At 69.2% G+C, this 22,066-nt stretch carries 21 protein-coding genes, 1 tRNA gene and 2 pseudogenes; 8 read left to right on the forward strand and 16 right to left on the reverse strand.

Translation table 11 applies throughout. The features are described from left to right. The first annotated feature begins 50 nt into the window (after positions 1-50). Positions 51-476: a pyridoxamine 5'-phosphate oxidase family protein gene (locus A5705_RS14830; RefSeq protein ID WP_068278306.1), complete on the forward strand. Its 426-nt coding sequence runs from the start codon at positions 51-53 to the stop codon at positions 474-476. On the opposite strand, the gene A5705_RS14835 is transcribed toward A5705_RS14830, so the two are convergent. From A5705_RS14835 to A5705_RS14855, 5 genes and pseudogenes are all read right to left on the reverse strand, one after another. After that, positions 473-1,549, reverse strand: a complete 1,077-nt coding sequence (locus A5705_RS14835) for a phosphotransferase family protein (RefSeq protein ID WP_068278307.1) — start codon at positions 1,547-1,549, stop codon at positions 473-475. The two genes, A5705_RS14830 and A5705_RS14835, sit on opposite strands and share 4 nt — an antisense overlap. 110 nt (positions 1,550-1,659) lie before the next feature. Beyond that, positions 1,660-2,403 (reverse strand): annotated as a pseudogene (locus A5705_RS14840) (siderophore-interacting protein); the annotation flags it as partial. Positions 2,404-2,503: 100 nt separating this feature from the next. Beyond that, complete coding sequence (locus A5705_RS14845; RefSeq protein ID WP_068278308.1) at positions 2,504-3,736, reverse strand: fatty acid desaturase; 1,233 nt, start codon at positions 3,734-3,736, stop codon at positions 2,504-2,506. A gap of 10 nt (positions 3,737-3,746) precedes the next feature. Continuing rightward, positions 3,747-4,874 (reverse strand): ferredoxin reductase, encoded by a 1,128-nt coding sequence (locus tag A5705_RS14850; protein ID WP_067875854.1) that lies wholly within the window; start codon positions 4,872-4,874, stop codon positions 3,747-3,749. A gap of 210 nt (positions 4,875-5,084) precedes the next feature. After that, on the reverse strand, positions 5,085-5,411 hold the full coding sequence (locus A5705_RS14855) for a hypothetical protein (protein ID WP_067875850.1): 327 nt from the start codon (positions 5,409-5,411) through the stop codon (positions 5,085-5,087). A gap of 143 nt (positions 5,412-5,554) precedes the next feature. Here A5705_RS14855 and A5705_RS27830 point away from each other — a divergent pair, with 143 nt between their 5' ends. Beyond that, positions 5,555-5,734: a hypothetical protein gene (locus A5705_RS27830; protein ID WP_156738293.1), complete on the forward strand. Its 180-nt coding sequence runs from the start codon at positions 5,555-5,557 to the stop codon at positions 5,732-5,734. Between the two features lie 566 nt (positions 5,735-6,300). On the opposite strand, the gene A5705_RS14860 is transcribed toward A5705_RS27830, so the two are convergent. Then, a tRNA-Leu gene (locus tag A5705_RS14860) sits at positions 6,301-6,383 on the reverse strand. 70 nt (positions 6,384-6,453) lie between these two features. Here A5705_RS14860 and A5705_RS14865 point away from each other — a divergent pair. Together A5705_RS14865 and A5705_RS14870 are read left to right on the forward strand one after the other, a co-directional pair. Next, positions 6,454-6,834 carry a hypothetical protein gene (locus A5705_RS14865; RefSeq protein ID WP_067875846.1) on the forward strand — a complete coding sequence of 127 codons (381 nt, stop codon included), beginning with the start codon at positions 6,454-6,456 and terminating at the stop codon, positions 6,832-6,834. After that, positions 6,831-7,181, forward strand: coding sequence for a DUF3817 domain-containing protein (locus tag A5705_RS14870; RefSeq protein WP_067875843.1), 351 nt, complete (start codon positions 6,831-6,833; stop codon positions 7,179-7,181). The genes A5705_RS14865 and A5705_RS14870 overlap by 4 nt, the downstream gene beginning before the upstream one ends. A gap of 19 nt (positions 7,182-7,200) precedes the next feature. Here A5705_RS14870 and rdgB read toward each other — a convergent pair whose 3' ends face one another. Further along, on the reverse strand, positions 7,201-7,809 hold the full coding sequence (gene rdgB, locus A5705_RS14875; RefSeq protein WP_156738292.1) for an RdgB/HAM1 family non-canonical purine NTP pyrophosphatase: 609 nt from the start codon (positions 7,807-7,809) through the stop codon (positions 7,201-7,203). A 166-nt stretch (positions 7,810-7,975) separates the two neighbouring features. Here rdgB and A5705_RS14880 point away from each other — a divergent pair, with 166 nt between their 5' ends. Further along, on the forward strand, positions 7,976-8,419 hold the full coding sequence (locus A5705_RS14880; RefSeq protein WP_067875840.1) for a nitroreductase family deazaflavin-dependent oxidoreductase: 444 nt from the start codon (positions 7,976-7,978) through the stop codon (positions 8,417-8,419). Between the two features lie 82 nt (positions 8,420-8,501). Here A5705_RS14880 and rph read toward each other — a convergent pair whose 3' ends face one another. From rph to clpS, 8 genes and pseudogenes are all read right to left on the reverse strand, one after another. Next, positions 8,502-9,281 carry a ribonuclease PH gene (rph, locus tag A5705_RS14885; RefSeq protein WP_067875837.1) on the reverse strand — a complete coding sequence of 260 codons (780 nt, stop codon included), beginning with the start codon at positions 9,279-9,281 and terminating at the stop codon, positions 8,502-8,504. 27 nt (positions 9,282-9,308) lie between these two features. Then, positions 9,309-10,091, reverse strand: a complete 783-nt coding sequence (locus tag A5705_RS14890; protein WP_067875834.1) for a cyclic nucleotide-degrading phosphodiesterase — start codon at positions 10,089-10,091, stop codon at positions 9,309-9,311. A 69-nt stretch (positions 10,092-10,160) separates the two neighbouring features. Then, positions 10,161-10,976, reverse strand: coding sequence for a glutamate racemase (gene murI / locus A5705_RS14895; protein ID WP_067875831.1), 816 nt, complete (start codon positions 10,974-10,976; stop codon positions 10,161-10,163). Continuing rightward, positions 10,973-11,650 (reverse strand): rhomboid family intramembrane serine protease, encoded by a 678-nt coding sequence (locus A5705_RS14900; protein WP_369829600.1) that lies wholly within the window; start codon positions 11,648-11,650, stop codon positions 10,973-10,975. Before A5705_RS14900 ends, murI begins: the two co-directional genes overlap by 4 nt. Beyond that, positions 11,641-11,718 (reverse strand): annotated as a pseudogene (locus tag A5705_RS28590) (hypothetical protein); the annotation flags it as partial. The gene A5705_RS14900 and the pseudogene A5705_RS28590, both read right to left, overlap by 10 nt. 6 nt (positions 11,719-11,724) lie before the next feature. Then, entirely contained in the window at positions 11,725-12,768 is a 1,044-nt protein-coding gene (locus A5705_RS14905) for a P1 family peptidase (RefSeq protein ID WP_068278311.1), read from the reverse strand. After that, complete coding sequence (locus A5705_RS14910; protein WP_068278313.1) at positions 12,765-13,370, reverse strand: DUF2017 domain-containing protein; 606 nt, start codon at positions 13,368-13,370, stop codon at positions 12,765-12,767. The genes A5705_RS14905 and A5705_RS14910 overlap by 4 nt, the downstream gene beginning before the upstream one ends. A 24-nt stretch (positions 13,371-13,394) precedes the next feature. Continuing rightward, on the reverse strand, positions 13,395-13,700 hold the full coding sequence (gene clpS, locus A5705_RS14915; protein WP_067875822.1) for an ATP-dependent Clp protease adapter ClpS: 306 nt from the start codon (positions 13,698-13,700) through the stop codon (positions 13,395-13,397). A gap of 55 nt (positions 13,701-13,755) precedes the next feature. Between clpS and A5705_RS14920 the strand changes: the two genes are divergently transcribed. Together A5705_RS14920 and A5705_RS14925 are read left to right on the forward strand one after the other, a co-directional pair. After that, positions 13,756-15,054 (forward strand): nicotinate phosphoribosyltransferase, encoded by a 1,299-nt coding sequence (locus A5705_RS14920; RefSeq protein WP_068278314.1) that lies wholly within the window; start codon positions 13,756-13,758, stop codon positions 15,052-15,054. Positions 15,055-15,063: 9 nt separating this feature from the next. Then, positions 15,064-17,070: an ATP-dependent DNA helicase gene (locus A5705_RS14925; protein WP_068278315.1), complete on the forward strand. Its 2,007-nt coding sequence runs from the start codon at positions 15,064-15,066 to the stop codon at positions 17,068-17,070. A 39-nt stretch (positions 17,071-17,109) separates the two neighbouring features. Here A5705_RS14925 and glgP read toward each other — a convergent pair whose 3' ends face one another. Beyond that, entirely contained in the window at positions 17,110-19,746 is a 2,637-nt protein-coding gene (gene glgP / locus A5705_RS14930) for an alpha-glucan family phosphorylase (RefSeq protein WP_068278319.1), read from the reverse strand. A 222-nt stretch (positions 19,747-19,968) separates the two neighbouring features. Between glgP and A5705_RS14935 the strand changes: the two genes are divergently transcribed. Continuing rightward, positions 19,969-22,065, forward strand: a complete 2,097-nt coding sequence (locus A5705_RS14935) for an alpha-1,4-glucan--maltose-1-phosphate maltosyltransferase (RefSeq protein ID WP_231982445.1) — start codon at positions 19,969-19,971, stop codon at positions 22,063-22,065. Position 22,066 lies beyond the last annotated feature (1 nt).

The raw sequence follows: 22,066 nt of genomic DNA on the forward strand, positions 1-22,066 counted from the left end.
CGCCGGGACCAGAAGGGAATAGCCCTAACGGTTTGGCGTTCGTAGTGCGCATGAGGAGTTTCAGCGAAGCCGAACGTCAGGAGTTTCTCGCCGCCACGCACGTCGCGGTCCTGTCCGTCGCCGCCGACGGCCGCCCACCGGCCAGCGTCCCGATCTGGTACGACTACACGCCCGGCGGCCACATCCGGATCATGACCGGGACGTCGAGTCGTAAGGCTCGGCTCATCCAGCGGGCCGGTGCGGTGACGCTGGTGGTCCAGCGCGAGGATCCGCCGTATCAGTACGTGGTGGTGGAGGGCAGCGTCGTCGACACCACCACCCCCGCCCCGGCGGACCTGCAGGAAGCCATCGCAATTCGCTACCTGGGCGAGGAAGGTGGGCGCGCGTTCGTCCGCAGCATGGAGGGCGTCGAGGAAGTGCTGTTCACCATCCGGCCGGACAAGTGGTTGTCCGCCGATTTCACCGGCGACCTCTAGGCGATCAGCTCCAGCGTCCCCAGTTCGCGGATGGCCCGGCAGCCGCGGCTGAGCATGGCCAGCACCATGTCGTCGCCGCGCTCGGTGGCGGCCGCGAAGGCGAACCCGAGCGCAGAGATCAGCGGCGCCTGCAACACCCCGAGCCGGTAGTCGCGCCAGCAGGTGTCCCGGTCGTAGTCGCTGAGCCCCGAGCGCGACAGCTCCAGGTGATAGGCGGTGACGAGGTCTTCCTCGATGGTCGCCCGCAGCTCCGGATTCAGGCTGGTGGCGGTGAAGTAGGCGAGATCGCGGGCCGGCAGGCCCACCCCGAGCGTCTGCCAGTCGACCACGCTGACCCGTGTCCGGTCCGGGTCGAACAGCATGTTGTCCAGCCGATAGTCACCGTGCAGCAGCGCGAAGCGGTCGTACTCGGCCAGCAGCCACGGCGCCACCAAACCCATTGCCGCACCGAAGGTGTGGCGGTCCTCCGGGGTCATTCGATCGCCCAGCTTCTCGAGGGTGATGTCGGCGCTCATCTTCGCCACCTCGCCCATGCCGCCGGCCCCGGCTTCGTCCGGCCGCGCGAACGCGATGCCCGGGAAGTCCAGCCAGACCGGATCACACCAGCTGGGCGCGTGCAGGCCCGCAAGGGCGGTCACCGCAAGGTGCGCTTCGGCTTCGCCGCAGCCGGCGAGCTGGTCGCCCTGCACTGCCGGCGCCTGATCGGCGAGCAACAGGGCGAAATCCATTGCGTCCTCGCTGATCTCGCAGTAGAAGCACTCCGGCGTCGGCACCCGCACCCGATCGGCCACCGATGAATAGAATGCGCATTCGCTGCGGTATCCGACGACGACGCGGTCGCGCACGGTGTCATCCTGGGCCGGCAGCTTGATCACAAAGGTCTGCGGCAGGCCACCCGGGTCCGTCGCATACCTGGCCGCCAGGCGGTAGGTCGCGCCGGTCTGGCCGGTGCCGATGGCAGCCACGTCGACGTCGGAGACCTCGACGGGTGCGCCGCGCCCGGACAGCGCCGCCGACAGCCATTCGGGTGTCACGTCGCCGGGGTACCGCGGAATCGACACCACAGCACTCATCTGCACGCCTCCAGCACTCCCGACGGTCGACCGACCGCCTAACTGTAAGGCATACGGCAAGCGTCGCGGCTGAGGCTCCGCGGCGCCGAGATGGCACTGCCCGCCTAACCGCGTCGGGTGCCCATCGCGCGCGCAGTGCGCCAGTACGCCTGAGCGTGCATCGCGGCCCTGGGAAATCCGAACTCGTCGCGCAGCCGCCGCCGGACATGCTTGAGGGTCGTGGCCTCCGGCGTCGCCCACGCGTACCACCCCGACCAGTCCCGGCTTTCAATCGCCGCGGCCAGCGACGTCTCGTCGCCGCGCGCCACCCAATGCAGCCGCATGTTGGGGTGCTGCGCGAGCGGAATCAGCGTGTCGTGGTCGTCGTGCTGCTCGAGGTACATCTCGATCGGGACGTCGTCGGGGACCGTTGCGATGATCCCGTTCATGCCCGGGATGGACGCGGAGTCGCCGATCAGCAGGTAACCGGCCGGCTGCTGCTCGGGGATGTCGAAACGCGCCGACCCCATCATCGACATGACCGCGATCGTCGTGCCGGGTTTCACGGTGCGTGCCCACAGTGACGCCGGACCGGCGGGCTCGTGCAGCACGACGTCGACCGCGAAGCGCCCGGCGGCGGCGTCTGCCTCGCAGATGGTGTAGGCACGCTGGAACTCGGTGTTGGACCCCTCGGGGTCGGGGAACCAGAACCGCAGCCACGCCGCGGGGGTGGCCCGCGCGTCTTCGAACAGCGTCGGCGAGCCCAATCGGACCCGCACGAAATGTGGTGCCAGGCGGACGGTTTCGATCACGGTCGCGGTGTGGTCCCGGGCGCCCAGGCCGCGCAGTATCACCCCCTGCAAACCGCGGGCCATCAGCAGTCCTGCCCGGCCGATGGCGTCCGGCGCCCTTCGCTTCGGTAGCTCACCCCCACAAACTAAGGGTTGCCTTACCAAAGGTCAACTCGGCTGGGGGCTACGCCGCCCGCCCGGACCCCCGCAACTCCCGCATGGCCGTGCGCAGGCCGCGCCGTTTGCCCGTGGCCGGATCGGTGAAGCTTTCCCGCAGTCCCTCGCGCACGCGGAACCTCAGCTCCGAGCGCGTTTCGCGGGCGTCGTCGGGCGTGGCCTGCAGAAGCTTGTCGGGCAGCGCGAGTTTGAGAATCGTCCAGAACGTCTGCAGGTATTGGCGGCCGAGGGAGCCCGTGGTGTAGGGCAGGTCGTACTTGTCGCACAGCTCGCGCACCCGCACCGCGATCTCCGCGTAGCGATTGCTGGGCAGGTCCGGGAACAGGTGGTGCTCGATCTGGTAGCAGAGGTTGCCGCTGACGAAGGCCATCAGCGGGCCGGCGTTGAAGTTCGCCGAACCGAGCATCTGCCGCAGGTACCACTCCCCATGGGTCTCGTTCTCGAACTCCTCGACGGTGAATTTCTCCGCGCCGTCGGGGAAGTGTCCGCAGAAGATCACCATGTAGGCCCAGATGTTGCGGATCAGGTTGGCGGTCATGTTGGCCTTGATGGTGCGCTTCCAGTTGCGCCCGCTCAGCGCGGGGAAGATCAGGTAATCCTTCCCCTCCTGCCGGACGACCTTTTTCATGATCACCCGCAGGTCCTTGGCCGCCTCGGCGTAACTCTTCTGCTTCTTCCGCAGCTTCGCGGTCTCGATATGGTGCAGCGCGACGCCGTACTGGAAGAACGTGCCCAGCAGCACGTTGTAGATCGGGTTGCCGAGCATCCAGGGCTCCCACGGCTCGTCGCGGGTCACGCGCATGATGCCGTAGCCCACGTCGGCGTCGAGGCCGACGACGTTCGTGTACTTGTGGTGGACGAAGTTATGGGAATGCTTCCACTGCACGCTCGGGCAGGTGGTGTCCCACTCCCATTCCGTGGAGTGGATCTCCGGGTCGTTCATCCAGTCCCACTGGCCGTGAATGATGTTGTGGCCCAATTCCATGTTCTCGATGATTTTCGCCATGGCGAGCATGGCGGTGCCGGAGAGCCAAGCAAGCTTGTTGTGGCTGGCGAACAACGCGATTCGACCGCCGGCGGCCAGCGCGCGCTGGAGCTGAATCGACCGGCGGATGTAGCGGGCGTCGCGCTCACCGCGGGACTCTTCGATGTCGGCGCGGATCGCGTCCAGTTCCTGCGCGAGCTGCTCGACGTCCTCGGTGGTCAGGTGCGCGTATTCCTTGATGTCGGTGATTGCCATCGGTTCTCCCCTAGATCTTGATGGTGCAGTCTCCGGATGCCGTGGAGATGCAGGTTTGGATGCGGTCGCCCGCGCCGTGTTCGGTCCCCGACCGGAAGTCGCGCACGTGACCCGCCTCGAGCGGCAGCACGCACGTCTGGCAGATTCCCATCCGGCAGCCGAAGGGCATCTGGATCCCCACCTGTTCGCCGGCCTCCATAATCGATGTGGCACCGTCGATTTCGACGGTCTTATCGGATATGGCGAAGGTGACCGTGCCGCCTTCCCCGCCCTTGTCCGTGGCGGCGATGGTGAAGCGCTCCATGTGCAGCTGATCGCTGCAGTCAGCGCCTTTCCACGCCTCTTCGGCGGCGTCCAGCAGGGAGTTCGGGCCGCACACCCAGGCCGGGCGTTCCCGCCAATCGGGCACGATGTCGGCGAGGTGGTCGAGTTCGAGGTGGCCCTGAGTTTTGGTGAGCTGCAAGCGAAGTCGATATCCCGGCTGTGCTTTCTCCAGCTCGCGCAGCTCGTCGTGGAAGATCACGTCGTCGGCGCTGGGCGCCGAGTGGATGTGCACGATGTCCGCCTGCTGCCCGCGCGACTTGAGGGTGCGCAGCATGGCCATCACCGGGGTGATGCCGCTGCCGGCGGTGATGAACAGGATCTTGGCCGGCGCCGGGTCGGGCAGCGCGAAGTCGCCCTTGGGTGAGGCCAGGCGCACGATGGTGCCCGGTTTGACGCCCTTGACCAGGTGGGTCGACAAAAAGCCCTCGGGGGTGGCCTTGACGGTGATGGTGATGTTTTTGTTGTCGCGGCGCGGGACCGACGTCAGCGAATAGGAGCGCCAGTGCCACCGACCGTCGATCCGCAGGCCGATCCCGACGTATTGGCCCGGCTTGTACCTGCCCGAAAAGCCCCATCCGGGCTTGATCGTGACGGTCGCCGAGTCGGCGGTTTCGGGGCGCACGTCGACGATCAGGCCGCGCAACTCCCGCGCCGACCACAGCGGGTTGAGCAGCTTGAGGTAGTCGTCGGGCAGCAGCGGGGTGGTCGCCCGGGCGGCCAGACCGCGCGGCACATTGACCCAGGACCTTGCGGTCTGCACGCCCTTCGCGGGCGCAGTGCTCCATCGGGTGAGGCTGCGAAGCGGAGAAACCATAGTCGTCCCACCGGTTTGATCGAAACTTCCGTGAGCGGTCGGCTCACGCTTCCCCATCGGCTTCCCAGCCGTGGCGTTCGATAAACACGTGTTCTCTCAGTGGATGCCGACGGGGCGCCACAACGCGCGCTGCCTGGGTGTTAACGTGCGCGCCAAGCCCGTTGCCCGACAGCCGAATACGCCGGTTCCGTATACCGAACGGTCGGATTGCTAGCCATTTTCGCCCAGAGTCAGGTCGGCTTCGGATTCTTTGCGCTTGGCTTCGGCCAGCTCGCGGTCGTCGGCGGCCGCTTGGCGGTGGCGGATCGCGGACCCGCGGTGCGTGTCGGCGTCCAAAACTCCCTGCGCGACGGTCTCGTCTTGCACCTGAGCGAGCCGTTGGTGGCACTGCGCCGACGCCGCGATGCTCTGGGCGGCCGACAGTCCCGCGTGCGCGGCGCGTTCCCGCGCCTGTGCGGCCCCGCGTTCCGCGAGGTTTACATCTTCTGCGGTGAAGGCTTCGTCGCTCGATGTTGGCTTGCCGTCTCCGGTGTCCATGGCGCCTCCCGTTGTCCTGTCGAGTTCATGTACCCGCCGTGAAGCGTCTGACGCGCCTTTGCCGCGTTTAGCCAGCCGACACCGGGGTATGCGGAGGTTCATTGAACACATGTCAACTAGACATCACCGGAGGTGCGGGAATCTTGACCGTCGAAGTCTGCCCCGCGTGTGGCTACCCCACTCTTGGCCCCGAGCTGTGCGCCTTCTGCCGCTCCGTCGAAATGCTGTCCGACGACAAAACTTTCGAGCCGAATGCTTGGGATCGATCCGGTCACCTACGCGTGCTGGAGAAGACCGTCACGAGCGCGCCGACCGCCATCTGACGACGTGAGAAGTGGGGAGCGAACCCGCGCGAACTGGCCTGGAGGTTCCGTCGAATGACTAACGGACCCGTCAGGGTTGTTCCGCCGGTGCGGGCGGCGGTGGGCACGGCTTGCCGCCGCGTACTCCAATGATCCTCAATCCCGTGCTCGTGGTCACCGGCCCGACCGTCACGCCGCAGGGCCAGTTGGCCTGGAGACCGGGATCATTCGGGTCCGGATCCACATAGTCGGCTTGCGCGACCCCGGCGCTGAACGCCAAGGCGATTAGCGCCAGCCCCGCGGCGATGATTGGTGGTTTCCGCATTTCTTCACCTCTACCTGTGGGGAAGGGTGCCCTCGGCAGCCGCCATCATGACCGCCCAGAACCGAGTGAGCGCGCGGCGAGCCCGTGCCCGCTGCGCCCTAAAGCTCTTTACCCCCGTCGCCCCGCGAGTGAAACGGACCAGACCGGCTCAGCTCGCGCCTAAACGGCAACCGGTTGTCCCCGTATGCATCTGGGTGGTGGATTCCCGTGGATGCTTCCTGAGTGGCGCCGGGAGCGAGCGCCTTCAGGCTCACCACATCGGTGCGGGCGGAGGGATTCGAACCCTCACGCTCTTTCGAGCAATGGCACCTAAAACCATCGCGTCTGCCATTTCGCCACGCCCGCAGCGTGCCGATCGTACCGCTCGGCTTCGATGAGTTCGTCGGTCCCAAATCGTGAGCGGTACCTTCAAGGGGTGCCGACTACCCGCCGCCGCAGGCCCGCGCTGATCGCCTTGGTGATCGTGGCGGCGTGCGGCTGCCTGGCCCTGGGCTGGTGGCAGTGGACCAGATTCCAATCCGTCTCGGGAACGTTCCAGAACCTGGGCTATGCGCTGCAGTGGCCGCTGTTCGCGTGGTTCTGCGTGTACGCGTACCGCAAGTTCGTGCGCTACGAAGATGCGCCGCCAGCACCGCGCACGGGCGGCGAGATGACCGAGATACCCGCCGGCCTGCTGCCCGAGCGGCCCAAGGCGGCGCCACAGACAATCGACGATCCCGCGCTGCGGGAGTACAACGCCTACCTGGCCGAGCTCGCCAAAGAAGATGCCGAGAAGCAGAACAGGACCACCGCATGACCACACCGGAGACACCCGGGGCGCCCGCGCCCGCTTTCCCCGTCGAAAAGATCCGCACCGCACTGCTCGGCTACCGGGTCATGGCGTGGACGACGGGCCTGTGGCTGATCGCGCTGTGCTACGAGATCGTCTCGCACGTCGTTTTCCACCACGAGATCCGGTGGATCGAGGTGGTGCACGGCTGGGTGTATTTCGTCTACGTGCTGGCGGCGTTCAACCTCGCGATCAAGGTTCGCTGGCCGATCGGCAAGACCATCGGGGTGCTGCTGTCGGGCACCATCCCACTGCTGGGCATCATCGTCGAGCACTTCCAGACGAAGGACGTCAAGACGCGCTTCGGCCTGTAGGACGGTTCAATCACATCCGCTACGGTGTCGCCAGCTCCCGCAGAGCCGGCACCAACAGCGCCAGCGCACGGCCGCGATGCGAGACCGCGTCCTTCTCCGCAGGGCTCAACTGCGCCGCGGTGCGGTCATCCCCGTCAGGAATGAACACCGGGTCGTAGCCGAACCCGCCGTCGCCGCGCGCCTCCCGCGCGATGGCGCCGGGCCACTCGCCGCGGACGACGACCTCGCCGGACGGCGACACCAGCGCGCAGGCCGACACGAACGCCGCGCCGCGCCGCTCGTCGGGAACGTCACGCAACTGCGCCAGCAGCAGCGCGGTGTTGGCGCCGTCGTCGCCGTGGTGGCCGCACCAGCGCGCCGACAGCACGCCGGGCATCCCGTTCAACGCGGCCACCTCCAAACCGGAGTCGTCGGCCACGCAGGCCAGACCCGTCGCGGCGAAACCGTCCCGCGCCTTGGCCAGCGCGTTGTCCTCGAACGTCGCGCCGGTTTCGGGGGATTCGTCGAACGGCGCGACGTCGTTCAGCGAGACCAGCGTCAACCCCGACAGGCCGGCGCCGTCGAGCACGCGGCGCAGCTCGGCCAGCTTCTTGGGGTTGCGGCTGGCAACCAGCAGCCGGGTCATCATCTGTTCCTAAACATGCGTCTGGGCCGTCGCCGATGCACCCCGGCCACCTTACGGACTGCGAGCGCGAAGGGTCGGCGACGCGAGCTGCATTCTGCAGTGCCCGGCGCACGGGGTACAACGGGACGCTCCCAGGAATAGACAGGTCGATCGAGTGGCTGCGTCCAGCGTGAGTCAAAAACCCGATACCGAGACGCTCAAGGCGCTCAATCACAACATCACCGACGAGTTTCGCGCCAACGCCGGCAAGGTCGGCGGCCGATTCGAAGGCAACGAGCTGTTGCTACTGACTACGAAGGGCGCGAAGTCCGGCGAGCCGCGTGTCGCGCCGCTCGTGGTCTTCCGTATCGACGGCAAGCTGCTGATCGTCGCCGGTTACGGTGGCGCCGACATCAATCCGGCGTGGGTGCACAACCTGCGGGCCAACCCGCGGGCGCGTGTTGAAGTCGCCACCGCCTCATTCGACGTCGTCGCGCACGAGCTCGACGCGTCCGAACGTGAGACGATCATCCCCAAGATCAACGCGGCCGTACCCGCGTTCGCGTTCGAGAAGTACCAGTCAAAAACCAAGCGCACCATCCCGATATTCGAACTGCGGGAGGACGAGTCATGACTGACCGGAATGGGTCTCGTCTTGGCCGCGGTGTCGGCGGTGGTAGACCGCGCGGCAGTTAGACCAGGGTCGAGGCTGGCAGTCAGCTGCCAAACGCCTTCGACGGTGGCGGCCCTTCCGGCAGCACGCCCGGGTACGGCTGCTCGAGCGCCTCCCGCTGCGCGGCGAACAACTGGTCGCAGGCGGCCAACGCCACGTCGAGCAACTTGTCCAGCGTCGAGCGCGGGAACGTGGCGCCCTCGCCGGTGCCCTGGACCTCCACCAGCGTTCCGGTGTCGGTGGCGACGACGTTCATGTCGACCTCGGCGCGCGAGTCCTCGTCGTAGGGCAGGTCGACCCGGACCCGGCCGTCGACGACGCCGACGCTCACCGCCGCGATGGCGCACGACAGCGGCCGCGGATCCGACAGCTTGCCCGCCGCCGAAAGATAGGTGACGGCGTCGGCCAGCGCGACGTAGGCGCCGGTGATGGCCGCGGTGCGGGTCCCGCCGTCGGCCTGCAGCACGTCGCAGTCGACGGCAATCGTGTTCTCCCCCAACGCCCTCAGGTCGATGCACGCCCGCAGCGACCGGCCGATCAGCCGGCTGATCTCCTGGGTGCGGCCGCTCAGCCGCCCCTTCACCGACTCGCGGTCGGAGCGGGAGTGGGTGGCCGACGGCAGCATCGCGTACTCGGCCGTCAGCCACCCAAGGCCCGATCCCTTGCGCCAGCGGGGCACCCCCTCGGTGACGCTGGCGGTGCACATGACCTTGGTGTGACCGAATTCGATCAGTACCGAACCCGCCGGGTGGTCGGTGAATCCGCGGGTGATGACCACGGGGCGAAGCTCGTCGTCGAGGCGGCCGTCTTCTCGTTTGGACACGCAGTAACCCTAGCCAACGCCGGGTGCTCAGACCCTTTCGGAGCGGCGGACGTCGAACGTCTCGCCGCACACCACCGCGTGCACCGGACCGTCGAACTCTGCCTTGGCCTCGCTGATCACGTCCTCGCGCGAAGTCCACGGCGGAATGTGGGTCAACAGCAGCTCGTGAACGCCGGCCTGCGCGGCGACCCGGCCCGCCTCGGTGCCGGACAGGTGCAGCGCGGGCGGGCGATCCGGCGCGTGCGTCCAGGAGGCCTCGCAGAGGAAAACGTCGGCGTCGCGGGCCAGCTCCGCGAGTTGATCGCAGGGTCCGGTGTCGCCGCTGTAGACAAACGACGCGCCGCTGGCATCGGTGATCCGCAAGCCGTACGACTCGGTGGGGTGCGCGACGATGCGCGGCACCACCGTGAGCGTGCCGAACGTCACGGGCTCACCGTCGACCCAGTGACGAACGTCGAAAATGTCGGAGCAATCGTCGATCTCGCCGCCGTAGGGCGACGACGCGGCGCCGAGTCGCGACCAGGTGTCGCTCGGGCCGTACAGCAACGCCTTGCCGAGCGGCTTGGACGGGTGATAGCGACGCCAGACGAACAGGCCCGGCACATCCAGGCAGTGATCGGCGTGCAGGTGCGACAGCAGCACGTGGACCGAACCGGGGTCGGCGTAGCGCTGCAATGCGCCCAACACACCGCCGCCGAAGTCGAGAACCAGCGGCGGGGTGTCCGGTGCCCTGAGCAGATAACCCGATGCCGGCGAATCCGGACCGACCACGCTGCCCGAGCAGCCGAGCACGGTTATTCGCACAGGCACTACTGTGCCATGCCCGGTCGCGCGATGGAGAAAACATCGCCGCTTTGATGTGACCAGAATCTCGCCGCGCTACCGGCCGTGCGAGTGGCGCACGGGCTGAACCCCGGTCACCGCGGGACCCAGGAATCGCGCCGCCAGTTTGGTGAACGCGTCGGGGTCGCCGGTCGCCTCGAACACGCGGGTGGCGGGCGGCGCGTCATGGGGACGCAGCAGGTCCTGTTCGGTGAGCACCCGCAGCACCTCCTTGGCGGTTTCCTCGGCGCTCGACACCAGCGCCACGTTGTCGCCCATCGCCAGTTGGATCAGCCCGGACAGCAGCGGGTAGTGCGTGCAGCCCAGCACCAGCGTGTCCACCTGCGCGCGCTGCAGCGGCTCCAGATAACCCTCGGCCAGCCCCAGCACCTGACGTCCGCTGGTCACCCCGCGCTCGACGAAGTCGACGAACCGCGGGCAGGCCACCGCGGTGATCTCCGTGTCGCGGGCGGCGGCGAAGGCGTCCTGGTAGGCGTGCGAGGCGATGGTGGCCCGCGTGCCGATGACGCCGATGCGTCCGTTGCGGGTGGTGGCGACCGCGCGGCGCACCGCCGGCAGAATCACCTCGACGACCGGAACGTCGTAGCGCTCACGGGCATCGCGCAGGCAGGCGGCCGACGCCGTGTTGCAGGCGATCACCAGCGCCTTGACGCCGCGCTCGACCAGGTCGTCACCGATGGCCAACGCGTGCGCGCGGACCTCGGAAATGGTCAGCGGACCGTACGGGCCGTTGGCGGTGTCGCCGACGTAGATCATGTCCTCGTCGGGCAGCTGATCGATGATCGCCCGCGCGACGGTCAGTCCCCCGACGCCGGAGTCGAAGACCCCGACGGGCGCCAACGGCGAACTCATGTCTTGGGGCGCCGGGCGCCGCCTTTCTTCGAGGCGCGCGCCTTTCGCTCCGGGCCGGACAGGAGGTAGGCGGCCAGGACGCCCGCCAGCGCGCCGCACAGGTGGCCCTGCCAGGACACGCCGCCGCACTTGTCCAGCACCGGGACGGCGCTCACCAGGATGCCGCCGTAGGCGAACAAGACCACCAGACCGGTGATGATGTCCCAGAACCTGCGCACGAAGATCCCGAACACGAGCAGGAACGTCAGCCAACCGAAGATGAGGCCGGAGGCCCCGATGTGGTCGGACTCGAAGCGGCAGCCGCCCCAGTTCCCGATCAGCCAGGTGCCGAAGCCGCCGACGATCCACACGATCGCGGTGGCCCAGACGAACCGCGACATGCCGGCCAGGGTCATCAGGAAGCCCAGCACCAGGGCCGGGACGGTGTTGGCCAACAGGTGCGTCCAGCTCGCGTGCAGGAAGGGCGCCCAGATGATCCCCCACAGCCCGTCGGCTTCCAACGGCCTGATGCCGTTGCGGTCCAGCGAGTGGTTCATCAGCTGATCGATCAGCTCGACGAGGTACAGCAGCGCCACGAAGGTGAGGATGGTGGCGGCGCCGACCGCCCACGGCGGTCGCTTGTTTGATCGCTTCGCCGGCGTGCGCGGCTGCCCGACATGCCCGCTCATGCCCATAGCTGCCCTTCTCGCGCGGTCTCGGCACCGTCCAGGCTACCGGCGTAGGCGCCGGTAGACCGATACTTCCCCGCTCAGCCGAACGCCCCGGGCAGCACGTCGCGGTAGGCCGGGATGCCGGCCACCGAGTCGGCGGCGAACACCCCGACGAGCACCGCGCGGGCCAGGCAATCGGCCGCGGCCGCGCCCACCTCGGCGACCAGCCCCGTCTCGGGCGAGAACGCGGCGGGCACCGGTTTGGAATCGACCGCCGGGGCCACCTCGACCGCCCCGGTGGCCAGCGCGAACACCGTGTCGCCGTCCAGCGGGGTGTGTGCCGGCCGGATGGTGCGGGCCAGGCCGTCGTGGGCGGCGATCGCGACGCGCCGGCACGCGGCCGCACTCAGCGCGGCGTCGGTCGCGACCACCGCGATGGTGGTGTTCAGCGGGTTCAGCGCCGAAGGCAGCTCGGCGTACGCGTCGACCTGCGCGGCCGGCGGCGACGTCAGCGCGAACTCCTCGATCAGGCTCGCCATCCACGGCAGGCCGGTGGCGCGGTCGGCGACGTCGCCCGCCGAGTTCACGGCGACGATCGCGCCGACGGTGACACCGGGAGCGGCCGGCGTCGTCAAAGTCATCGAGGCCGTCCCGAGACCGCCCTTGAGCACCCCGGCGCGCGCCCCCACCCCCGCGCCGACGGTCCCGACCGCGATTCCTCCAGCGCCCGCGGCTTCGCACGCGCCGTAGCCGAACTCGGCCGTCGGCCTGCGGTCCCAGCCACCGACCGGCAGGTCGAAGATCACCGCGCCCGGCACGATGGGCACCACGCCGCCGTCCAGGCTCACGCCGCGTCCGCGCTCCTCCAGCCAGCGCATCACTCCGTCCGCGGCCGCCAGGCCGTAGGCGCTGCCGCCGGCGAGCAGCACCGCGTCGACGAAGCGCACGGTGTTGGCCGGGTCCAGCAGGTCGGTCTCGCGGGTGCCGGGAGCGCCGCCGCGGCAATCGACGCCGCCGACCGTCCCGGGCGGGGTGAGCACGACGGTCACGCCGCAGGCCCAGCCGGCGCCCAACGACGCGTCGGGGTCGAGTCGCTGGTAGTGACCGACGCGGATGCCGCCGACGTCGGTGATCGAATTCATCCGGGCGACTTCCGCATCAACGCCAGGACCAGGTACTCCTGCAGAACGGTCAGCCACTGGTAGACGTCGAAGTGCACCGCCAGCGGATGGTCGGCCGGGAGCCGATCGGGGCCGTCCGGCCCGATCTCGAGCATGACCCCCAACGTCAACCGGATGTCGTTGACGGCCGCGACCCAGGCGTTCGCCTCGCCGTCGGTCAGCTCGAACCGGCCGCCGTTGTTCGGAATAGTGCTCAGAAGGCTTTGTGCGGCAGAGCGTTTGGCGTCGATGATGTCCGGCTCGTGCAGGCTGCGCAGCGCGGCGTTGAGGCGGTCGGGGGTGTCGCCGGCGGCCCGGTTCTCGTCGTCCTCGTTCTCTGTGTCGTCGGGCTTGTGGAAATCCGGCAGCAGCCGACGCAGCGTCGGATCTCGCGGCGGTTCCGCGTGCCCGGTCTTGATGCCGGTGATCTCCTCGAGTTCGTCTGTGGGCGCTGAGGATTCGCGCTCGTCGAGCAGGCCGATCATCGCGGTGACGAGGTTCGTGAGCAGGGTGGCCTCATGGGGGGCCAGGGCGGACCGAAACCGCGGACCGTCGGCGGTCTCGACGCGCTTCCATTTGCGCACAAGGAGTCCCGGACTACCTCGACCTCAGCGGTCCTGCTGCATCGTCGCCCACAAACCGGCGGCGTGCAGCTTGGACACATCGACTTCCATGGATTCCCGGCTGCCCGCCGAGACCACCGCCTTGCCCTCGTTGTGCACCTGCAGCATCAGCTTGGTGGCGTGCGGCTCGCTGTAGCCGAACAACTTCTGGAAAACGTACGTCACATAGGTCATCAGGTTGACCGGATCGTCCCACACGATGGTGACCCACGGGCTGGCCGTGACGTCTACCGGAGCCGACTCACGTTGCCCGGTAGTGCCCGGTTTCGTGGGCGCTGACGCAACAACCATGGCCCCTACGATACCGAGACACACGCCCGCCGCCGTCAGCCGTTACCGTTGCGGAATGAACGAGCCGGTCCTGGCCGGGCTGCTGACCGACAGGTACGAGGTGACCATGCTGGCCGCGGCGCTGCGCGACGGCACCGCCGACCGCCGGACCACCTTCGAGCTGTTCGCCCGCCGGCTGCCCGACGGCCGCCGCTACGGCGTGGTCGCCGGAACCGGCCGCCTGCTGGAAGCGTTGCCGCAGTTCAGGTTCGACGACGACGCGTGCGATTTGCTGGCCCAGTTCCTCGACCCCGACACCGTGGGCTTCCTGCGCGATTTCCGGTTCGGCGGAGACATCGACGGCTACGCCGAGGGCGAGCTGTACTTCCCCGGTTCGCCGGTGCTTTCCGTGACGGGCAGCTTCGCCGAATGCGTGGTCCTCGAGACGCTGGCGTTGTCGATCTTCAACCACGACACCGCGATCGCCTCTGCGGCGGCGCGCATGGTCAGCGCCGCCGCGGACCGCCCGCTGATCGAGATGGGCTCGCGCCGCACCCACGAGCGGGCGGCGGTCGCCGCGGCCCGCGCCGCCTACATCGCCGGCTTCGCCGCGACCTCCAACCTGGGCGCCCAGCGCCGCTACGGGATACCCACCGAGGGCACGTCGGCGCACGCGTTCACGATGCTGCACACTATGCGTGACGGCCCGGACGAGCTGGCGGCGTTTCGCGCGCAGGTCGATGCGCTCGGCGCCGGTACCACGCTGCTGGTCGACACCTACGACGTCACGACCGGCGTGGCCAACGCGGTGGCCGCCGCCGGCACGCAACTGGGCGCCGTGCGCATCGACTCCGGCGAACTCGCGGTGCTGGCGCGCCAGGTGCGCGACCAGCTCGACCGGCTGGGCGCCACCGAGACCCGCATCGTGGTGTCGGGCGATCTCGACGAGTTCAGCATCGCCGCCCTGCGCGCCGAGCCGGTGGACAGCTTCGGTGTCGGCACGTCGCTGGTGACCGGCTCCGGCGCGCCGACCGCCAGCATGGTCTACAAGCTGGTCGAGGTGGACGGGATGCCCGTGCAAAAGCGGAGCAGCCACAAGGAATCCCGGGGCGGCCGCAAGGAGGCGCTGCGGCTGGCACGCCCGACCGGAACGATCACCGAGGAGGTGGTATACCCGGCGGGCCGCCCGCCGGAGACCGCCGAGCCGTACCGGGCGCTGACGACGCCGCTGGTCCGCGGCGGGGAGGCGGTGTGCCGCCCGAGCCTGTCGGCGGCGCGCGAGCTGGTGGCCGCCGGCCTGCGCAGCCTGCCATGGGAGGGCCTGAACCTGTCGCACGGCGAGCCCGCGATCCCGACGACGCAGATCCGGGCCTGAGCTGGAGGAGTGACCACGTCCGACGCGTCCCTGTCCGTGCCCGAGTTGCTCGCCATCGCCGTGGCGGCCCTCGGTGGCAGCGAGCGCCCCGGCCAGCTGCAGATGGCCACCGCGGTCGAGCGGGCCTTCGACAGCGGCGAGCACCTCGTCGTGCAGGCCGGCACCGGCACCGGCAAGTCGCTGGCGTACCTGGTGCCCGCGATCGTCCGCGCGGTGAGCGAGGACGGGCCGGTCGTCGTGTCGACCGCCACGATCGCCTTGCAGCGCCAGCTCGTCGATCGCGACCTGCCGCGCCTGGCCGATTCGCTCGCCGGCGCCTTGCCCCGCCGACCTCGGTTCGCCCTGTTGAAGGGGCGGCGAAACTACTTGTGCCTGAACAAGGTCCACAACGGCGGCGCGGCCGCCGACGCCGAGGACGAGCGGCCGCAGGAAGAGCTGTTCGATCCCGTCGCGGCCACCGCGCTGGGCCGCGACGTGCAGCGGCTCACCGCCTGGGCATCGACGACCGATTCGGGCGACCGCGACGACCTCAAGCCCGGGGTGCCGGACCGGTCCTGGTCACAGGTCAGCGTTTCGGCGCGGGAATGCGTCGGCGTGGCGCGCTGCCCGTTCGGCTCCGAGTGCTTCTCCGAGCGGGCGCGAGGCGAGGCCGGCCGGGCCGACGTCGTCGTGACCAATCACGCGCTGCTGGCCATCGACGCGGTCGCGGACTCGGCGGTGCTGCCGGAGCACGCGCTGCTGGTGGTCGACGAGGCGCACGAACTGGTCGACCGGGTGACGTCGGTGGCCACCGCGGAGCTGACGTCGGCCGCCCTCGGCGTCGTCGCGCGGCGGATCGCCCGGTTGGTGGGCCCCGAACTGACCCAGCGGCTCGAGGCGGCGACCGCCAACTTCGCCGCGGCCGTCCACGACGCCACACCGGGCCGCATCGATCGCCTCGACGACGAGCTGGCGACCTACCTGACGGCGCTGCGCGACTCGGCAACCGCGGCACGCTCGGCGATCGACAGCACCGGCGACCCCAAGGCGGCGGCGGCGCGCGCCGAAGCCGTCGCGGCCCTGGGTGAGGTGTCCGACACGGCGTCGCGGATCCTGGCGTCGTTCACCCCGGCCATCCCGGATCGCAGCGACGTGGTCTGGCTCGATCACGAGGACAACCGCGGCTCGGTGCGTCCCGTCTTGCGGGTGGCGCCGCTGTCGGTCGCCGCCCTGCTGCGCGGCGAGGTGTTCTCGCGTTCGACGACGGTATTGACCTCGGCGACGCTGGCGATCGGCGGGTCGTTCGAGGCGATGGCCGCGGCGTGGGGGCTGACCGGCGGCGAGGGCGGGGACTGTAGCTGGCGCGGGCTCGACGTGGGGTCGCCGTTTGCGCACGCCAAGGCCGGAATCCTGTACGTGGCCGCGCACCTGCCGCCGCCCGGCCGCGACGGCACCGGCTCGGCGGAGCAGCTGACCGAGATCGCCGAGCTCGTCACCGCGGCCGGCGGCCGCACGCTCGGGCTGTTCTCGTCGATGCGGGCCGCCCGCGCCGCCGCCGAGGCCATGCGCGGGCGGCTGGCGACGCCGGTGTTGTGCCAGGGCGACGACAGCACCTCGGCGCTGGTCGAGCGGTTCGCCGCCGACGAGGAGACCTCGCTGTTCGGCACCCTGTCGCTGTGGCAGGGCGTCGACGTGCCCGGCCCGTCGCTGTCGCTGGTGCTGATCGACCGCATCCCGTTCCCCCGGCCCGACGACCCGCTGCTGGGCGCGCGGCAGCGCGCGGTGGCCGCGCGCGGCGGCAACGGCTTCATGGCCGTCGCCGCCAACCATGCCGCGCTGCTGCTGGCGCAGGGGTCGGGCAGGCTGCTGCGTCGCGTCAGCGACCGCGGCGTGGTCGCGATCCTGGACTCCCGCATGGTGACCGCGCGCTACGGCGCCTACCTGCGCGCGTCGCTGCCGCCGTTCTGGCAGACCACCAACCCGGTGCAGGTGCGCGAGGCCCTGCGGCGGCTGAGGACCTCTGACACGCCAGCGTGACGACCCGCTACGCCCGGTCCCCCGCGCTTGCGATCGTCACTAACGCGCCAGCGTGACCAGACCCAGCTCGTTGCTGGCGGCCAGCATCGGGTTGTTGGGCAGCACGCGGACCGTGTATCCGACCGCGCCGGCCAGCGGCAGCGGCGTGGTCGTCGAGAACACCTGGTTGCCGCCCTCGGCGGTGCCCGTGTACGACATCTCGACGGTGACCGGGTCCAGCAGCGCGTCGCCGGCGTCCACCCTGCCCACCAGCGCCTGCACCGTGACCTCGTCGGGCGCCAGCCCGTCGAGCTGCACGGTCGCTGTCAGGGTCAGCTTGGAACCGAGCACCGGCGAGTCCGGCAGGCCGGTGCTGTCGACGTCGGAGATGGTGATCTTGGGCCACGCCTCCCGGGCGCGCCGCCGATAGGCGGCCAGCTCGCGGGCCGCGTCGAACTCGGCGCCGCCGTCCTCGGCCGCGGTGGTCCGGCGCAGCGATTCGGCCGCCGGTGTGTAGTACTGCTCGACGTAGTCGCGGACCATGCGGGAGGCCAGCACCTTCGGGCCGAGGGTCTGCAGGGTGTGGCGCACCATCTCGATCCACCGCGGCGGGACACCGTGTTCGTCGCGCTCGTAGAACTTCGGTGCCACCGCCTGCTCCAGCAGGTTGTACAGCGCGGTGGATTCCAGGTCGTCGCGCCGGGACTCGTCGGCCACGCCGTCGGCAGTCGGTATCTCCCAACCGTTTTCGCCGTCGTACCATTCGTCCCACCAGCCGTCGCGGATGGACAGGTTCAGCCCGCCGTTGAGCGCGCTCTTCATCCCCGAGGTGCCGCAGGCCTCCAGGGGCCGCAACGGGTTGTTCAGCCAGACATCGCAGCCCCAATACAACAGCCGCGCCATCGACATGTCGTAGTCCGGCAGGAAGGCGATGCGGTGCCGCACTTCCGGCCGATCGGCGAAACGCACCACCTGCTGGATCAGCGCCTTGCCCCCGTCGTCGGCGGGGTGCGATTTGCCGGCGACGATGAGCTGGATCGGCCTCTCCTCGTTGAGCAACAGCTGTTCGAGCCGATCCGGATCCCGCAGCATCAGCGTCAGCCGCTTGTAGGTCGGCACCCGACGGGCGAACCCGATGGTGAGCACGTCGGGATCGAAAGCCGTTGCTATCCAGCCCAATTCGGCATCCGGCGCGCCGCGCTCCTGCCAGGAGCGGCGCAACCGGCGCCGGACGTCCTCGACCAGCAGCGAGCGCAGTTGCGAGCGGATCCACCACAGGTGGCCCGCGTCGACCTCCTGCAGCCGCAGCCACACGCCGGGGTCACCGAAGGAGTCCGACCCGGCCAGTTCGCGGCCCAGCTGCAACCATTGCGGCGCCGCCCAGGTGCGCGCGTGCACGCCGTTGGTGATCGAGCCGATCGGCACCTCGTCCGGATCGAAGCCCGGCCACAGCTCGTTGAACATGGCCCGGCTCACCCGGCCGTGCAACAGCGAAACACCGTTGGCCCGTTGCGCCAGCCGCAGGCCCATGTGGGCCATGTTGAACTTCGTCGGATCGTCCTCGGCCCCGAGCGCGAGGATCCGCGCGGTCGGCACGCCCGGCAGCAGCGCGGGCGCGCCCTTGGCCTTGGCATCCACATCGGGGTCGTCGCCCGGGCCGCTGGAACCACCGTCGAAGTAGAGCCGCACCATGTCGACCGGGAAGCGGTCGATGCCGGCCGGCACCGGGGTGTGCGTGGTGAACACGGTGGCCGACCGCACCACGGTCAGGGCGGTGTCGAAGTCCAGGCCCGAATCGGTGATCAGCTCGCGGATGCGTTCGGCACCGAGGAACCCGGCATGGCCCTCGTTCATGTGCCACACCTCGGGAGCCGGAAGCCCCTCGATGGCGGTGAAGGCGCGGATCGCCCGCACCCCGCCGATGCCGGCCAGGAGCTCCTGCCTCATCCGGTGTTCCTGGTCGCCGCCGTACAGGCGGTCGGTGACGCCGCGCAGTTCGTGCTCGTTCTCCGGGACGTCGGAATCCAGCAGCAGCAGCGGCACGCGTCCCACCTGCGCGACCCAGACCCGCGCCCGCAGCTGGGCCGAATCCGGGAGTGACAGCTCCACCAGCACCGGATCGCGCGCGGCATCGGTGAGCAGCCGCAGCGGCAGCCCTTGCGGGTCCAGCGCCGGGTAGGTCTCGTGCTGCCAACCGTCCGCGGTCAACGACTGCCGGAAGTAGCCGGAGCGGTAGTAGAGCCCCACCGCGATCAGCGGGACGCCCAGATCGGACGCGGACTTCAGGTGGTCACCGGCGAGGATGCCCAGGCCGCCCGAATAATTGGGCAGCACCTCGGCGACGCCGAACTCCATCGAGAAGTAGGCGATCGCGGCCGGCATCGGGGCGCCGGCCTGCTCGCGCTGCTGATACCAGAGCGGCCGGGTCAGGTAATCGTTCAGGTCGGCGGAGAGCGCATCGAGCCGGCCCACGAACTCCTCGTCGAGCGCCAGCTCGTCGAGCCGCGCCGGGCTCACCGCACCGAGCAGCGCCACCGGATCGCAGCCACACCGTGCCCACAGTGTCGGGTCGACGGTCGCGAACAGGTCTTGGGTGGGCTTGTCCCACGACCACCGCAGGTTGGTCGAAAGCTGATCCAGCGCGGCGAGACGCTCGGGCAAATGTGCGCGGACGGTAAAGCGGCGAAGGGCTTTCACGCGTCATTAGCTTACTGAGGATTCCGGCGCTCGCAGGGCGACCGACGGACGTTCCCCCTCGGGGGCGTGTGACGGCGCACTAGGGTGGGTATCGGTTAGTTGTTGGGGCCGCAACGCTGCGGTCCGTCAGGGAAAGTCCCCACGACAGGAAGTTTCTGAGAGGCGAGGCGTTCCGCGACGACGCACAGCGCGGTCCCGCCACACAATCGAAACGGAGTGTTTGTGCCCGGTCGTGTCGAGATCGATAACGTCCAGCCCGTCGTCTCCTGCGGCGCGTACCCGGCCAAGGCCGTGGTCGGCGAGATGGTCCCCGTCAGCGCCGCCGTCTGGCGCGAGGGCCACGAGGCCGTCGCGGCCACCCTGGTCGTGCGCTACCTCGGCCAGCGCTATCCGCAAGTCACCGAATCCCGCCGGATCAAGGCGGTCCAGGCGCCCGAACGTCCGGCGCCCGCGCTCGACGGCAAGACCGCGGAGCAGCAGCGGATCAAGCCGCTGCTGCTGCCGATGACCGAGGGTGTCGAGCCGTACGTCTTCCATGGTGTGTTCACCCCCGACCGGGTCGGGCTGTGGACCTTCCGCGTCGACGGGTGGGGTGACCCGATCCACTCGTGGCGGCATGGGCTGGTCGCCAAGCTCGACGCCGGTCAGGGCGAGAAGGAGCTGTCCAACGACCTGCTGGTGGGGGCCGCGCTGTTCGAGCGCGCGGCGACCGGTATGCCGCGGGCGCGACGCGATCCGCTGCTGGCGGCCGCCGAGGCATTGCGTGCCCCGGGCGACCCGGTCGCCCGCACCGTGCTGGCCCTGAGCCCGGAAATCGAAGAGTTGCTGGCCGCCTTCCCGTTGCGCGACCTGGTCACCCGGGGCGAACAGTTCGGGGTGTGGGTCGACCGGCCGCTGGCCCGCTTCGGCGCCTGGTACGAGATGTTCCCGCGCTCGACCGGAGGGTGGGACGAGAACGGCAAGCCGGTGCACGGCACGTTCGCCACCGCGGCCGCGCAGCTGCCGCGAATCGCTGACATGGGGTTCGACGTCGTCTACCTGCCGCCCATTCACCCGATCGGCAAGGTACACCGCAAGGGCCGTAACAATTCCCCCACCGCCGCTCCCGGGGATGTCGGTTCCCCGTGGGCGATCGGCAGTGACGAGGGTGGCCACGACGCCGTTCACCCCGACCTGGGCACGATCGACGACTTCGACGAGTTCGTCGCGGCCGCACGCGATCTGGGCATGGAGGTGGCGCTGGACCTGGCGCTGCAATGTGCGCCCGACCACCCGTGGGCACGCGAACACCGGAAGTGGTTCACCGAACTGCCGGACGGAACCATCGCCTACGCGGAGAACCCGCCCAAGAAGTATCAGGACATCTACCCGATCAACTTCGACAACGACCCCGCGGGTCTCTACGACGAGGTGCTGCGGGTGGTGCGGCACTGGATCGACCACGGCGTCAAGTTCTTTCGGGTCGACAACCCGCACACCAAGCCGCCCGACTTCTGGGCCTGGCTGATCGGCCAGGTCAAAGACGCCGACCCCGACGTGCTGTTCCTGTCCGAGGCCTTCACCCCGCCGGCCCGCCAGTACGGCCTGGCCAAGCTCGGCTTCACGCAGTCCTACAGCTACTTCACCTGGCGCACGGCCAAGTGGGAACTCACCGAATTCGGCAACGACATCGCGGCCCTCGCCGACTTCCGGCGGCCGAACCTGTTCGTCAACACCCCCGACATCCTGCACGCGGTGCTGCAGCACAACGGTCCGGGCATGTTCGCCATCCGGGCCGTGCTGGCGGCGACCATGAGCCCGGCCTGGGGGGTGTACTCGGGCTACGAGCTGTTCGAGCACCGCGCGGTGCGCGAGGGCAGCGAGGAGTACCTGGATTCCGAGAAGTACGAGTTGCGGCCCCGTGACTTTGCGCGCGCTCTCGCCGAAGGCAGGTCCCTCGAGCCGTTCATCAAGCAGCTCAACACGATTCGCCGCGTGCATCCCGCGCTCCAACAGCTGCGCACGATTCATTTTCACGGCGTGGACAACGACGCGATGCTGGCCTACAGCAAGTTCGACCCGGCCACCGGCGACTGCGTGCTGGTGGTGGTGACGCTGAATGCGTTCGGACCCGAGGAAGCGACGTTGTGGTTGGACATGGCCGCATTGGGTATGGAGCCCTATGAGCGGTTTTGGGTGCGCGACGAGATCACCGGTCAGGAATTCCAGTGGGGGCAATCGAACTATGTACGTCTCGACCCGTCCCGGGCTGTCGCGCACATCATCAACATGCCACTCATACCGTACGAATCCGGAATCACGCTGCTGCGTAGGAGGTGAC

The organism is Mycobacterium sp. E787 (assembly GCF_001668725.1).
Lineage (GTDB): Bacteria > Actinomycetota > Actinomycetes > Mycobacteriales > Mycobacteriaceae > Mycobacterium.